This window comes from Stenotrophomonas sp. STEN035 (genome assembly GCF_056759935.1).
Window position 1 is genome coordinate 60,980 of record NZ_JBRRDY010000003.1, and the last position, 14,505, is coordinate 75,484.

11 protein-coding genes are annotated in these 14,505 nt (G+C 63.4%); 4 read left to right on the plus strand and 7 right to left on the minus strand.

From position 1 onward, the window contains the following. Positions 1-27: 27 nt before the first annotated feature. Together ACVOLL_RS02400 and ACVOLL_RS02405 are read right to left on the minus strand one after the other, a co-directional pair. Complete coding sequence (locus ACVOLL_RS02400; RefSeq protein ID WP_481511420.1) at positions 28-630, minus strand: HutD/Ves family protein; 603 nt, start codon at positions 628-630, stop codon at positions 28-30. 200 nt (positions 631-830) lie between these two features. Next, positions 831-2,663: a 3-hydroxybutyrate oligomer hydrolase family protein gene (locus ACVOLL_RS02405; protein ID WP_481511421.1), complete on the minus strand. Its 1,833-nt coding sequence runs from the start codon at positions 2,661-2,663 to the stop codon at positions 831-833. Between the two features lie 116 nt (positions 2,664-2,779). On the opposite strand from ACVOLL_RS02405, the gene ACVOLL_RS02410 reads away from it, so the two are divergent. Together ACVOLL_RS02410 and ACVOLL_RS02415 are read left to right on the plus strand one after the other, a co-directional pair. Beyond that, positions 2,780-3,577 (plus strand): 3-hydroxybutyrate dehydrogenase, encoded by a 798-nt coding sequence (locus ACVOLL_RS02410; RefSeq protein WP_481511422.1) that lies wholly within the window; start codon positions 2,780-2,782, stop codon positions 3,575-3,577. 111 nt (positions 3,578-3,688) lie between these two features. Then, positions 3,689-4,351, plus strand: a complete 663-nt coding sequence (locus ACVOLL_RS02415; protein ID WP_481511517.1) for a response regulator transcription factor — start codon at positions 3,689-3,691, stop codon at positions 4,349-4,351. Between the two features lie 140 nt (positions 4,352-4,491). Here the strand turns inward: ACVOLL_RS02415 and ACVOLL_RS02420 are convergent, their stop codons facing one another. Genes ACVOLL_RS02420 through ACVOLL_RS02430 form a run of 3 tightly spaced genes read right to left on the minus strand, consistent with a single transcriptional unit; the run spans position 4,492 to position 6,220 of the window. Further along, positions 4,492-4,923, minus strand: a complete 432-nt coding sequence (locus ACVOLL_RS02420) for a DUF6691 family protein (RefSeq protein ID WP_481511423.1) — start codon at positions 4,921-4,923, stop codon at positions 4,492-4,494. After that, positions 4,920-5,333 (minus strand): YeeE/YedE family protein, encoded by a 414-nt coding sequence (locus ACVOLL_RS02425; RefSeq protein WP_481511424.1) that lies wholly within the window; start codon positions 5,331-5,333, stop codon positions 4,920-4,922. Before ACVOLL_RS02425 ends, ACVOLL_RS02420 begins: the two co-directional genes overlap by 4 nt. Beyond that, complete coding sequence (locus ACVOLL_RS02430) at positions 5,330-6,220, minus strand: MBL fold metallo-hydrolase (RefSeq protein ID WP_481511425.1); 891 nt, start codon at positions 6,218-6,220, stop codon at positions 5,330-5,332. The genes ACVOLL_RS02425 and ACVOLL_RS02430 overlap by 4 nt, the downstream gene beginning before the upstream one ends. Before the next feature lie 111 nt (positions 6,221-6,331). Between ACVOLL_RS02430 and ACVOLL_RS02435 the strand changes: the two genes are divergently transcribed. After that, a complete protein-coding gene (locus ACVOLL_RS02435; protein WP_481511426.1) occupies positions 6,332-6,631 on the plus strand; it encodes an ArsR/SmtB family transcription factor in 300 nt (99 codons plus the stop codon). A gap of 25 nt (positions 6,632-6,656) precedes the next feature. On the opposite strand, the gene ACVOLL_RS02440 is transcribed toward ACVOLL_RS02435, so the two are convergent. Together ACVOLL_RS02440 and ACVOLL_RS02445 are read right to left on the minus strand one after the other, a co-directional pair. After that, positions 6,657-10,013, minus strand: coding sequence for a hybrid sensor histidine kinase/response regulator (locus ACVOLL_RS02440; RefSeq protein WP_481511427.1), 3,357 nt, complete (start codon positions 10,011-10,013; stop codon positions 6,657-6,659). A gap of 406 nt (positions 10,014-10,419) precedes the next feature. Then, positions 10,420-12,660 (minus strand): TonB-dependent receptor, encoded by a 2,241-nt coding sequence (locus tag ACVOLL_RS02445; RefSeq protein WP_481511428.1) that lies wholly within the window; start codon positions 12,658-12,660, stop codon positions 10,420-10,422. Between the two features lie 161 nt (positions 12,661-12,821). Between ACVOLL_RS02445 and ACVOLL_RS02450 the strand changes: the two genes are divergently transcribed. Then, positions 12,822-14,228, plus strand: a complete 1,407-nt coding sequence (locus ACVOLL_RS02450) for a GntP family permease (RefSeq protein WP_481511429.1) — start codon at positions 12,822-12,824, stop codon at positions 14,226-14,228. The last annotated feature ends 277 nt before the right edge of the window (positions 14,229-14,505 follow it).

Sequence of the window (14,505 nt, forward strand, 5' to 3'; positions counted from 1 at the left end):
GCGCTGTTGGTTCTGTGGCTTCGCGGCTTACGCCGCTCCTACAACTGCCGGAGCTACCTTTATCGCCAACAACTCCCCACCGCCGCTAAGCGTATAGCGCTGCCTTTCACCGGCAGCCAACCACGCGGTATCGCCCGCCGACATTGCCGGCAGCACACCACCCTCGAATTCGGCCTGCCCAGCCAATAGATGGATCGCCCACGCCGCCTGCGGCTCGGTGAAAAACAGCATGTTGCCAACCAAGGGGCGATGCAGCAGCTCGGCTTGCAGCGCCTCACGCCGCCACATCAGGTTGAAATCCTGGGTCACGCCATCGACCAGTTCACCCACCAGCTCCGCCTCGCCAGCAAAACGCAGGCGCTGATACGGCGGCAGCAGGGTTTCGCAGCGGCCATCGGCAAAGCGCAGACGCAGGCCTTCGCCCTGCAGCAGCACCAGCTCACGCTCGACACCGGGGAACGCGGAGAAGGCCGCGTCCTGTTCGATCTCGGCGATCGACAAACGCAGCTGCCAATCGCCCTGCTCGGGCAGACGCAGGATCTCGCGCGTCCAACCCAGACCATTACGCCAGCGCTCGCGCTGGTAGAGGGCGGACGGGATGACGCGGGAAGGAGAGTTCAAGGTATGCATCAGGCAATGATGCCATCAGCGCGCGGGTGGCTGTTTCTTTTGTGGGAGCGGCGTGAGCCGCGAAGCCACAGATCCAACAGCGCAGAGCAACAACAACCCCTCCCCAGCCCTCCCCTTACCTACGGCAAAGGGAGGGGGCTCAAAGCACCCCTCCCCAGCCCTCCCTTTTCTGCGCAAAAGGGAGGGGGCAGAAGCTTTGCTTACTTCGGCATCGCCAGGTTCTCCGCCGTCAACGGCTTGCCCGCCCGCGGCGTGGTCGCAATCACCGCATCGGCAGGCAAGGCCGTGCCCTTGTCCAGGCGCGCCTGCACCCGATCCAAGGCCTCGTACACATACGGCAACAGCGGCAGGTAACGCGAGCCGTAATCCGGCAAGCCGAGGAAACCATCGAAGTGCTGCACGTTCTGCACCTTCCAATAGCTCACCTCGCGCCCGGCAGCCTTCGCTGCAGCCGCATACGGCGCGCTGCTGAAAGCCGGCGGAATCAAGCCATCGTCGGCACCGTGCACCACCATCACCGGCAGACCCTTGCGCGGCAATCCGGCATGCGTGGCCTGGATGCCAGCCTGCACACGCTTGGCGTCTTCTCCTTGCCCGTCCCACAAACCGCGCAGGCATTTCAGGCCCGCATAGGTCAGGTCCGGCAAGGCGACCTTGCTGTCGAGCAGGCCAACGCCAGCACCCGGCGGAATACCGCTGCCGTCGGAGATCCATGCTGCCCGTTCGACTGCGGTCGCGGCGCGCGGCGAGAAATCCGGATTCTGTGCGGCAAAGTTGAAGCCGCAGGGATGCTCGCCCACACCATAACGGCCATAAGCCGAGGCATAGGTCGCCGAGATCGCACGCCACAGATCAAAGCCGGTAGACAAGGCACCCGCACGCAGCGACGCATCGGTCCAGCCCTTGCTCAGCATCAGGTCGTAAGCCGATTTTGCCTGCGCAGCCGGGGTCACACCGCTGATCACGCCTTCGGCCACCAACGTTGCGCAGCGCACTGCTGCACCAGCCTGCAACGCAGCCGTCAGCGGCGGCTGGGGCAGGTTGCTCATGTGCAGCTGCGCACACGGCATCAACAACGCCGCTTCGGTGCTGTAGTCATACAGCGCACGCGCACCCGGGCCGCTGGAATAGATGCTGGGCTCGCCAGCAACCACCGCGTCCAGCCAATCGCCTTCCAGCTCAGCCGCACGCAGCACCGCGCCACCGCCATTGGAAATGCCGACGGCGATGATGCGGGTGTTCTCAAAGGTGAAAGGCGCAGCCTGCGGATAGGCTTCTGCCAACGCCAGCAACGCGAACTCGGCGGCCTGCTTCACGTGGCGGCCCCAATCGGCCTCCGGGTTGTCCTTGGAATGTGCGTGCTTGAACGCAACACCTGACGCATTGATCGGCGCATCCGGCACGAAGGCCAGATCGCTTACATCGCCCAGTGCACCGACCGTGCCGTTGGCACGCACGCCGATCTGCGCGTTGAGGTCGTAGTAATCGCTACCGGCGCCCTTGTCGGTATAGACCACGGCACAGCCCTTGGGCAGACCCCAGGCAGCGGCGACCGAGACGGCGCCATAGATGCCACGCGAGCCCGACGCCGGTGCTACCAGCACGCAGCGCTTGCCGGTATCGAAGTTGTCTGGAATCTGCGCCAGCACGCGGTGCGGCTGCTTGACACCGGGCAGGCGCGCGAACGCCGAATACTCCCGGCCGGGCACGCTCTGCAGGCTTCCGAACAATTCGCCGTAGCCACCGCCGGGAGCGAGGTCGGCAATACCGCGCCAGCTGCCCCACATCGCCCGCCGACGCAGCTCATCGACGGTCGGCGCACTGGCGTCGGCGAATGCCGGCGGCGCCATGCTGCGCAGGCCGGCCAGGCCGAGCCCGGCGGTAAGCAGGTCGTCACTGCCGCGGTGTTCGCTGCGGAGCTCGTTGCTGAACATGGAAGGCTCCACGGACTTGGTTGCTGGGCCGCTGGCACAGGAGGCCAGGCTCAGTCCGACGAATAGGCCGCAGGCGGCGCGCAGTAGGGATTGGCTCATGGACGCACCCTAGCAGAGCCGCAGCACCCGGCTCATCGTACTTAAGTACCACACGTTTTTAGCGCGGCGGCTGCTAGGTTTCCACCATCCCCCAAAGCAACAGATCGGAGTTCCCCATGGACCGCTTCCTGCAAGGCCGCACCGCACTGGTGACCGGCAGTACCTCCGGCATCGGCCTGGCCATCGCCCAGGCCTTGGCCAACGCCGGTGCGCGCGTGGCCATCAATGGCCTCGGCACCGCCGAGCAGATCGAGGCGGCACTCAAGAGCGTAACCGATGCAGGCAGCGAGTCGCAGCACTTCGATGCCGACCTGCGCAAACCCGACCAGATCGCGCACATGCTTGAAGCCGTGCAGGCCTGGGGCAACATCGACATCCTGGTGAACTGCGCCGGCATCCAGCACGCCGCGCCGTTGGCAGAACAACCGCCGCAGAAGTGGGATGACATTATCGCCATCAACCTCAGCGCCGCCTTCCACACCATGCAGCACGCACTCCCGGGCATGGCCGAGCGCGGCTATGGCCGGGTGGTCAATATCGCCTCGGTGCACGGCCTGGTTGCTTCCAAGAACAAAGCCCCCTATGTGGCCAGTAAGTTCGGCATCGTCGGCCTGAGCAAGGTGGCCGCGCTGGAATATGCCGCTGCCGGCAGCCGCGACAGTGGCGGCGTCACCGTCAACTGTGTGTGCCCGGGCTGGGTGGAAACTCCGTTGATCGAGCCGCAGATCCAGGCCCACCGCAATGGCGGCAGCCGCGACGACGGCGTGCGCGCCCTGCTGGAAGAGAAGCAGCCCAGCCTGCGCATGTCGTTGCCAGAAGACATCGGCGCGATGGTGGTGTGGCTGTGCCGCCGCGAATCGCACAACCTGACCGGCGCGGCAATGCCAATGGACGGCGGCTGGACCGCGCAGTAAGTCTGGAAAAACAGGAGGAAGCGGGCAATGGCAGAAATCCACGGCATACTGCCCCGGGTGCATGCTGCCGAGCAGCCGGCACCCGCTTCCTTCCATCCTGTTAGCACCGCCATGCCCAGCCTGTTGATTGCAGACGACCATCCCCTGTTCCGTGCCGCCCTGCGGCAGGCCGCCAGCGAGGCGGTCAGCGATCTATCGGTGCGCGAAGCCGAATCACTGGAAGGTGTACTGGCTGCACTGGATGCAGCGCCGGATACCGACCTGATCCTGCTCGACCTGCACATGCCGGGCAATCATGGTCTGGCCGGTCTGGCCGCGATCCGTGCCCAGCATCCTGGCGTGGCGGTGATTGTGGTCTCGGCCAATGACGATCCACGCGTGGTACGGCGTGCGCTCGACCACGGTGCCGCAGGCTATCTGCCCAAAAGCTCCGGCTTGAACGAGCTGCGCGAGGCGATCCGCAGCGTGATGGCCTGCGAACAGTGGTTGCCGGCTTCGCTGCGCGCCTCGGTGTCGCGCGCGCAATCGTCTACGCATGACAGCGAACTGGCGGCACGGTTGGCGAGTCTGTCACCGCAGCAGTTCCGGGTATTGGCGCTGGTCGCCGAAGGCCTGCTCAACAAGCAGATCGCAGACCGCCTGGATGTGCAGGAACGCACGGTCAAGGCACATCTGTCCGCCATCTTCGAGCGGCTGGGGGTGCGCAACCGCACTCAGGCCAGCGTGGTGCTGCGTGAGCTGGAATTGAGCGACCCGGCACGGCAGGCGCTGTGATCCCGGCCGAAGCCTTGTAGGAGCGGCGTAAGCCGCGAAGCTGATAGACCTCCCAGCTTCAGCCAAACCAATCCCACGCATTCCTGATTTCATTTATTTCGGTATCGGAACCGATGCCAGCTTCGCGGCTTACGCCGCTCCTACAAGCTGGTGTTCCTACTGATCAGCTTGTGCAGCAACATGCCAGCCACCATCGCCGGCACAAACCACAACGCCTCCGATGACAGCACACCCAAGCCCACCAGCGCCGGGCCCGGACAATAGCCAGCCAATCCCCAGCCGATGCCGAACAAGCCCGCACCGACCAGCAAAGGTCGGTCGATGCTGCGCAGATCCGATATCTGGAAATGCTCGGCAAACACGGGCGTTGGCCGCCGCAGCACAAAGCGGAACAACAGCATCGTCGTAGTCACCGCGCCGCCGAGCACAAACAGCAACGCCGGATTGAAGTCGCCAAACACATCCAGAAAACCCAGGATACGCTGTGGGTCAGTCATGCCCGACATTGCCAGCCCCAGCCCGAACAGCGCGCCAGAAACCAACGCAGCCAAGGTGATGCGTGAAGTACTCATACCAAGTGCCTGATGATGTAAGTGGTCACTATCGCCGTCGCCATGAAGGTCAGCACAGCGGCGAACGAGCGCATCGACAAGCGCCCCAGACCGCAGACACCGTGGCCACTGCTACAGCCGTTGCCCATGCGCGTCCCGAAACCCACCAACACGCCGGCCATCACCAACAACAACGGCGAGAATCCCTGTCGCGGCGAATACGCACCCGGCACCAGCCACAGATACGCGGCGCCGGCGCCAATCAGGCCAACCAGGAAAGCCACGCGCCAAGCCGCCTCGCCGCTACGCGGCATCAACACACCGCCAAGAATGCCGCTGATACCAGCGATACGGCCGGTCAACCACAGCAGCAAGGTGGCGGCGATACCAATCAGCACGCCACCGGCCAGCGCCATCATCCAGCTGTTCATTGCGGCTTTCCGATCTGATCCAAAGGCAAGCGCAGATAACGCACGCCATTGGCATCCGGTTCTGGCAGACGGCCGCCGCGGATATTCACCTGCAAGGCGGGCAGGATCAGCTTCGGCACCGGCAGGGTCGCATCACGCTGCTGGCGCATCTGCACGAACGCAGCTTCATCTGTGCCCCCCTTCAAATGCACGTTGTTCTGCCGCTGCTCATCGATCGAGGTTTGCGCCTGCGCCTCACGGCGGTTACCGGGATAGTCGTGGCACAAGCAGATGCGGGTATCGGCAGGCAGCGACAGGATGCGCTGGATCGAAGCGTACAGGCGATGCGCGTCGCCGCCAGGAAAGTCACAACGCGCGGTACCGGTGTCGCTGGCAAAGACCGTGTCACCGACGAACGCGGCATCACCGATCACATAGGTCAGGCTGTCATCGGTATGTCCTGGCGTCGCGATCACCCGCGCACTCAAGGCACCTACGTTGAAGGTATCGCCATCATCGAACAGTCGGTCGAACTGGCTGCCGTCGGCAATGAACTCATCGCCCAGGCCAAACACCGTCTTGAAGTGCTGCTGCACCTGCACGATGCCGCGCCCGATGGCCACCGGTACTTGCAGTTGATCAGCCAGATAGCCGGCAGCACTGAGATGATCGGCGTGTGCATGGGTTTCCAGAATCCACGCCACCGTAAGCAGCTTGCCACGCACGAACTCCAACAGCGCGTCAGCCGATGCGGTGCTGATGCGCGCACCAGCGGCCTCATAGTCCAGCACCGGATCGATGATGACGGCCATGCCGCCGATCTGGTCATAGGCCACGTAACTGAAGGTGCCTGTGTCCTTGTCATAGAACGGTTCGACCAGGGTTGATGAAGGCTGCGGCTGGCTCATGGGGTGCCTCCCTTTTAATTTAGCTTTTTCTAAATTAGACTAGTACCTTCCAAAGCACAAGCCCGAACCTCAACTCTCATGATGCGCGCTTCAGACATGGATATGGAGCAAATGCAGGCGCACGCCGAGCAGGCCGCGCAGCTGCTGAAGTCGCTGGCCCATCCGGCGCGCCTGCGCGTGCTGTGCCGCCTGGTGGAAGGTGAAGCCTCGGTGGGTGAATTGCAGGCGCGGGTTGGTCTGTCGATGTCTGCGCTGTCACAACACCTGGCGGTGATGCGTGAAGCGGCGCTGGTCAGTACCCGCCGCGAAGCACAGACCATCTACTACACGTTGGCTGACAGCCCGGCATTGGGCGTGATGCAGGCATTGCATGCGGCGTATTGCGGGAGCGCCGATATCCGGAATTCGTAACAGCACTGCTCGTCGAGAAAGATAGCTATTCCTTGCTGCCAACTCCCGGTCTTAAGGCGTCCGCCGCCAACAGTCGATCCAGAATCGACTTCAATGCCAGCGGCCGCACCGGCTTGTGCAATAACGTGAGCCCCTGCTCCAGCACTTCGCGCCGCGTTGCCAGACTGTCATCGGCGCTGAGGATCAAAGTAGGCCGCGTGCCGAAGCGCTCGCCCAACCGCAACTGCAATGCAGTGCCAGTATCGCCATCGTCCAGGTTGTAATCGAACAACCACAGGCTCGCAGATCTCTGCTGCAACGCCGCTACTGCCTGTGCTTCTCCCGAAGCCTCTGCCACCTCATAGCCCCAACCACGCAGCAGGCCGGCCAATCCCCGCAAGGCAGCAGGATCGTTATCAACCACCAATACCGGCACGCCGCCCGATGTTGCCGCATTGCGTGTGCGCGGCTGATTCGCTATCTGCGGCGAGCTCACGCGTTGCAACGACACCGAGAAGACAGTGCCCTGCCCTTTCTCACTGCGCAGGCGCAGTGGTGCATGCAGCAGGCCTGCGATGCGATCGGCGATCGCCAGGCCGAGGCCAAGTCCTTGCCCACTGCTGTCCTCGCCGCGCCGGAACTCCTCGAATATGCGCTGCTGTTCCTCCTTGGCAATACCCGGGCCGGTGTCGTGCACCTCAACCCGCAGGCGGCCGCCATCACGGCGTACGCCCAACAGCACGCCGCCCTGACTGGTGTAGCGCACCGCATTGGCAAGGAAGTTCTGCAGCACCCGCCGCAGCAGCTGCGGATCACTGTTCACCCAGGCAACGGTGGGCACATAATGAAACGCCAGCCCGCGCGCAGTAGCCAGTGCGCGGAACTCCGAGACCAAGGGGTCCAGCACTTCAGCCAACGGCAGGTCACGCGGCTGCGGCACCAGCCCACCGGCTTCCAGCCGCGACATGTCGAACAGGCCGGTCAATAGATCGGTGGTCGAATCCAAGGCGCCACGAATCTGCACCACCGCCTGTTGCTGCTGGCTGGACTCCACCTGTTGCGCCAGCGTATCGGTGAACAGATGCGCAGCGTGGAGCGGCTGCAACAGGTCATGTCCCACCGCGGCCAGAAAGCGGCTCTTGGCATCATTTGCCCGCTCGGCCTCACGCTTGGCCGATTCCAGCAAAGCGGTACGTTCGCCAACGCGTTGCTCCAGCGTCTCGTTGCTGCGCTTGAGTTCGCGCTCGCTACGGCGGAATTCGGTGACGTCGGTAAAGGTGGCGACAAAACCACCACCCGGCATCGGATTGCCACGAATCTCGACGATGCTGCCATCGGGGAACACGCGCTCGGTAAGATGCGGCGTGCCGGCGCGCATGAAGGCCAGGCGCCGGTCCACCGCACGCTCATCGCCACCGCGCGCAGGCATCGCCTGCAGCGCCCAGCGGGTCAGGTCCATGATTGGCCGCCCCACCTGCAGCAACTCATCCGGAAAACCAAACATGCGCGCATACGGGCGGTTCCATGCCACCAACCGTTGCTCGCGATCAATCACGCTGATGCCCTGGCTCATGTTCTGCAAGGCGGCCTGCAGCACCTGCTGGCTGAAACGCAGGTCCTGCGAAGCCTCACTGACGATGGCTGCCACCGTCGCCAGCTCATTCCCTTCGCGACGTGCAGCATCCAGCAGTAAACGTGCGGAGGCGGCACCAAGCACAGCCGACAACTCGCGCTCGATGCTGGCCTCGATCGAAGCTGGCACCGCACCGCTGCGCGGCGCGTCTGCCAACAGCTGTTGCACGCGCTCGTCAGGCAGGAAGCGGCGCCCCGCATTGCGCAAGGTATCGGCATCCAGATTGCGGCTGATGCGATCGGGCGTATCGCGACGCCATGCCATCGCCAGCAAGGTCACCGCTGTGCCAACGAAAAGACTCGCTCCCACTGCCCGGCCCAGCGGAGTCCAGCCGGTCAGGCCAAACAGGCCTTGCGGGGCAAGCCACTGCCACCCGAACGGCCCCTGTTGCAGCCACATCGGTGTACGCCCACCGCTTTCCAATAGCGATGGCAGCAACAGTACCCAGGCCCAGGTCGCAAAGCTGGCGACCACACCAGCAATCGCGGCACGTGGTGGCGTCTGCGGTCGCCAGATGGCGAACGCCAGCACCGGCACCAGCGTCGCCATCGCCGAGAACGACACCGCACCGATATCGGCCAGCACATTACCACCGCCAATCAGGCGGCTATAGCCCCAGGCCAGCAGCATGATCACGCAGATGCCTGCGCGTCGCAGCCACACCAGCTCGCGTCGATGGTCACCACCGCCAGCGCGCGCCCACGCGCTGCGCACCAGACCTGGCGCAAACCAATGGTTGCCGATCATCAGGCTCAGGGTGAGCGTACTGACCACCACCATGCCGGTCGCCGCACTCAGGCCACCGAGGAAAGCGAACAAGGCAACCCCTTCGTGGCCCGCGGCGAACGGCAGCGCCAGCGTATACATGTCGGAGGGCACGCTGTTGCCCAACAGCAGCGTACCGGCGCGTGCCAATGGCAAGATAGGCAGCGCGATCAGCAGCAGGTACAAGGGGAACAACCAGCGTGAGGTGCGCACATCGGCAGGATCGCGGCATTCCACCACGCCAATATGGAACTGATGCGGCAGCAGGAACATCGCCAGTCCGCCAAGTATCACCAGCGGGATGAAGCCGCCTTCAGGCGTGCTGACGGGCGCCACGGGTGCTGCAGGCACACCTTTCAATCCAAACCAGACAAATACCCCCAGCGCCAGCATCGCACCCAGTTTGAATACCGATTCGGCCGCCATTGCCAGCACCAGCCCGCGGTTATGCTCGGAGGCATCGGCGCGGCGTGCGCCAAACAACATCGCGAACAAGGCCATCGCCAGCGCAACATACAAGGCGCTGTCCTGCCAGATCGAGCCGCCCTGCCCAGCCTCCACCGCGCGCGAGGTGATCATGCCGAAACTCATCGCCACCGCTTTCAACTGCAGTGCGATATACGGAATCAAGCCGAGCACGGTCACCAGCGTCACCGTTGCCGCCAACCAGGCATCGCGGCCCAGCCGAGCGGCGATCAGGTCGGCCAGCGAGGTCGCGTTGGTTTCGCGCGCCAGCCGCACCAGCCGCATCATCACGCCGATGGCCAGCGCATAGAACAGGATCGCACCGACGAAGGTCGGCGGTAGCGGCCAACCATGGCGCGCGGCCTGGGTAACGGTGCCGTAGAAGGTCCATGAGGTGCAGTGCACCGCCAGTGACAGCGCATAGATGTGCCGCCAATGGCGGGCAAACGCGGTGGGCCGACGTTCGCCGTACAGGGCCACGCCGAACATCAAGGCCAGCCAGGCCAGACCCGCCAAGGCCACTGTTACCAGACTCAACATGGAAAGCGTTTCCTGGAAGCTCTTTGGCAGGATACGGAGTTAAGAGCGAAGGATGAAGCAGCGCATAGCTTGAAGGCCTTTGCTTGAAGCCCCTCTCCCTCCGGGAGAGGGGTTGGGGTGAGGGTGCGCTTCGCCAGGAGTTTGTTCTTTAGCTTTTTCATCAAAAGCCAGAGCTCGAAAGCCAAAAGCAGAAGCTGCCCTCACCCCAACCCCTCTCCCGCAGGCGGGAGAGGGGCTTAAAACAACAGCAACAGCCAACGCCAAAAGCCAAAGCAGCAGCACCTGCTCCGGCAACCGCCGCCGCAGCCACAACCAGAGCACCAACAACAAACGCAAAAGCCCTCCCCCGCAACGCGGGAGAGGGCTGCCTTGCATACCAATCAGCCAGCCGTCACCGGCTACATCATCAGAAGTTGTAACGCACCGACACATACCAGTTGCGCGGCAGACCGTAGTACGCGGTCTGGATGTTGCCAACGCTGGCGAACTCCTGGCCTTCGGTCTTGTACTGCTTGTCGGTGAGATTGCGAATGCCTGCACGTACCTGCCAGGTCAGCTGCGACGAATCCCATACGCCGTAGGCGCCCAGCAACGTGTAAGCGTCCTGGCTCAGCACCTTGCGGTTGTCCACCGACAACCAGGTGTCACTGCGATACGACACATCGCCGCCAAAGGTCAGGCTGCCGTTGTCACCCAGCGAGAACACATGCTGCAGGGCCACGCGGGCAGTCACGTCCGGCGAGAACGGCACGTGGTCGTGGTTCACGGTCGGATCGTAGCCGGCGTAGGACGGATCGAGACGGAAGTCCTCGAAGCTGTCGTACTTGGCGTCCATCCAGCCCAACTGTGCGCTCAAGGTGGTGGATTCACCCAGCAGCGCGCTGCCTTCCAGCTCGATGCCCTTGATGTTGAGCTTGGCCGCGTTCAACACCGGGAAGGTGCCCACGTCCTGCGACACGCGTGCCTGGAAGTCGCTGTAGTTGCTGTAGAACGCAGTGGCGGTACCACGCAGGCGGTGATCGGCCGAGCTGCCCTTCAGGCCCAGCTCGTAGGTCCACACGTATTCCGGGTCGAACTTGGCGTGCTGGGTGTCGTATACGGTGTTGGCGCGGCCGTTGAAGCCACCGGACTTGAAGCCACGGTTGGCCGACACATAACCCATCAGGTTGTCGCTGAATTCCTTCTGCAGGCTGATCGACGGCGTCACCGCGGTCCACGAGGCCTTCGCATCGAACGCGACGGTGCCGTTCAAGCTGGCGAACGGGGCGCCCCAGAAGGTGCTGGTGGAACGGTCGTAGTCCTTCTTGTCCTTGGTCCAGCGCACGCCGGCAGCCACGGTCCAGGTCGGCACGAACTCCCAGTTCACATGCGCGAATGCGGCCGTCGAGGTTGTGCTCAGATCATCTTCGATGGTGCGCAGGAACGGCACCTTGCCGCCCAGGAACGAGAACAGGTCATCGGCATACGCTTCCTGGTAGGACGGCACGTTCTCCTTCATGTAGTACGCACCAAAGGTGGCATGCAGGTTGGAGCCGTTGTCGTAATGCAGCTGGAATTCCTGGCTCTTCTGGTCCTGGTCCAGCGCCACCAGTACATCGCCCAGCTCGTACTCGGAGGCATCGATATCGATGTAGGACTTGGTCTTGAGCTTGCGGTAGGAGCTGATGCTCTTCAGCGTGAACTGCTCGTTGATATCCCAGCTCATCGACAGCGAGGCACCGGAGTGCTTCAGATACTGGCCCTGGCCATCCTTGAACGAGGTCTGCGCGCGACGGTTCCACTCGCCGGTTTCGCCCGGCTGCAGCACGATCACACCAGCCGGCGCCAGGCTGGTCTGGCGCAGGTCGGCCATCGGGCGGCCCAGCGTCAGTGCGGCATCCTGCTTGGTGGTATCCAGCGACAGCACCGCGCTGAAGTTGTCGGTCGGCTGGAATGCCAGCTTCGCGCGCAATGCCTCGGTGTCGTCGTCGTTGTAACGCTTGCCGGTAACCGCGTCCTTGACGTAGCCATCGTTGGTGATCTTGGCACCGGCGATGCTCGCAGCCAAGGTATCGCTCAGCTTGCCCGAGACATAGAAGCGGCCTTCCAGGCGACCATAGTCACCAGCGGTCACTTCCACTGCACCGCCTTCATTGTCGAAGGGGTTCTTGGTGGTCAGCTTGATCGCGCCGCCAGTGGAGTTCTTGCCATACAGCGTGCCCTGCGGGCCACGCAGCACTTCCAGCTGCTGGATGTCGAACAGCGAGAACAGCGCGCCATTGATGCGCGAGTAGTAGACATCGTCCACGTACATGCCCACGCCCGGGTCGAAGGTCTGCAGCGCGTCGGGCTGGCCGATGCCGCGAATGAAGACGTTGACGCTGTTGGCCGAACCACGGCCCTGGGCGATGTTCATGTTGGGCACGGCGCCCTGCAGGCCTTCCACGGTCGAGGCCTGCAGATCCTTGATCTGCTCCTCGCCGAAGGCACTGACCGCCACCGGAACATCCTGGATGGATTCGCTGCGACGACGTGCGGTTACGGTCACTTCGTCCAGCTGCGTCGCCTTGGTGCCGGCCAGCACAGCCTGCTGCTCCTGCGCCTGCACGAATGCGGCCGGTGCCAGCAGAATGCCACCGATGGCGATACTCAGATACTTGCGCTTCATTGGTCTCCCTCCTCCCGGGTATGACGTTGCGACACACGAATGTCGCCATGGAGCGCACGTTAAAGGAGCGTTAGCCCGCCGCGTATAGTCCCTTCGTACAGTGGGCCACCCTCCCCGACATCCCGATACTCGCCGGCAATGTATTGGCCAGGGAGCTGTGAATGTCGTTTCTGATCGTATTGGCGGCCCTGTGCTTCCTGATGTTTGTCGCCTACCGCGGCTACAGCGTGATCCTGTTCGCGCCGGTGGCGGCGCTGGGCGCGGTGCTGCTGACCGACCCCAGCCTGGTGCAGCCGATGTTCACCGGCTTGTTCATGGACAAGATGGTCGGCTTCCTCAAGCTGTACTTCCCGGTGTTCGTACTGGGCGCGGTGTTCGGCAAGCTGATCGAGGTCTCGGGTTTCTCCAAGTCCATCGTCAGCGCCACCATCAAGCTGGTCGGGGCCAAGCGCGCGATGCTGTCCATCGTGCTGGTCTGTGCGCTGCTCACCTACGGCGGTGTGTCGCTGTTCGTGGTGGTGTTTGCGGTCTATCCGTTCGCCGCAGAACTCTTCCGCCAGAGCAACATCCCAAAGCGCCTGATCCCCGGCACGATCGCGCTGGGTGCCTTCACCTTCACCATGGATGCGCTGCCGGGCACGCCGCAGATCCAGAACATCATTCCCTCGGCGTTCTTCGGCACCAACAGCTGGGCCGCACCGTGGCTGGGCGTGATCGGCACCGTGGTGATCCTGATCCTTGGCATGAGCTACCTGGAATGGCGCCGTCGAGTCGCCGTGCGCAATGGCGAAGGCTATGCGGGCGCCAACGACGAGCTGCGCAATGAACCAGAACCCTTCCACGGCCAGAATCTGGCACATCCACTGGTGGCGATCGCGCCACTGATTCTGGTCGGCGTGGCCAATTTCTTCCTGACCCGCTGGATTCCCGGCTTCTATGGCGAGACCCAATCCTTCATCCCGGCGGTGATCGGCAACCCGGCACCGGTGGTACAGGAAGTCTCCAAGCTGGGGGCGATCTGGGCCGTGCAGGGCGCGTTGTTGCTGGGCATCCTCAGCGTCATCGCCTTTGCCTGGAAGCCGGTGGTGGCCTCGTTTGCAGAAGGCACCAAGTCGGCCATCGGCGGCGCCATGCTGGCCTCGATGAATACCGCCTCCGAATATGGTTTCGGTGCGGTTATTGCCGCCCTGCCCGGCTTCCTGGTGGTGGCCAATGCACTGGGCTCGATCCCGAATCCGCTGGTCAACGAAGCGGTTTCAGTCACCGCCATGGCCGGCATCACCGGCTCGGCGTCAGGCGGCATGAGCATCGCGCTGGCGGCAATGGCCGACAGCTTCATCGCCAACGCAAACGCGGCCGGCATTCCGATGGAAGTGCTGCACCGCGTGGCGTCGATGGCCTCCGGCGGCATGGACACCCTGCCGCACAACGGCGCGGTGATCACCGTACTGGCCGTCACCGGCCTCACCCATCGCCAGTCCTACAAGGACATCTTCGCCATCACCATCATCAAGACCCTGGCGGTGTTCGCGATCATCGGCGTGTACTACGCGACCGGGTTGGTTTAAAACTGCGGCTCGCCCTGGCCCAAAACCGGGGCAGTCAACCGCGATACGGTTTCGTAGCAGAATCAACCAGACCAAACAGACCGGGCACGGACCCGCTTTTTTGTAGGCGGCATCAGCCGCGAAGCCGGCACAGATCAGATCGCCCAGCAGTCAATTACCTCTGCACCACCAGCTTCGCGGCTGACGCCGCTCCCACAAACAACCGCAGCCCCGGGCAAACGCAGTGCGCCCTGGCAACATCGACCGCGCGGACCGGCTTTTTGTAGGAGCGGCGTCA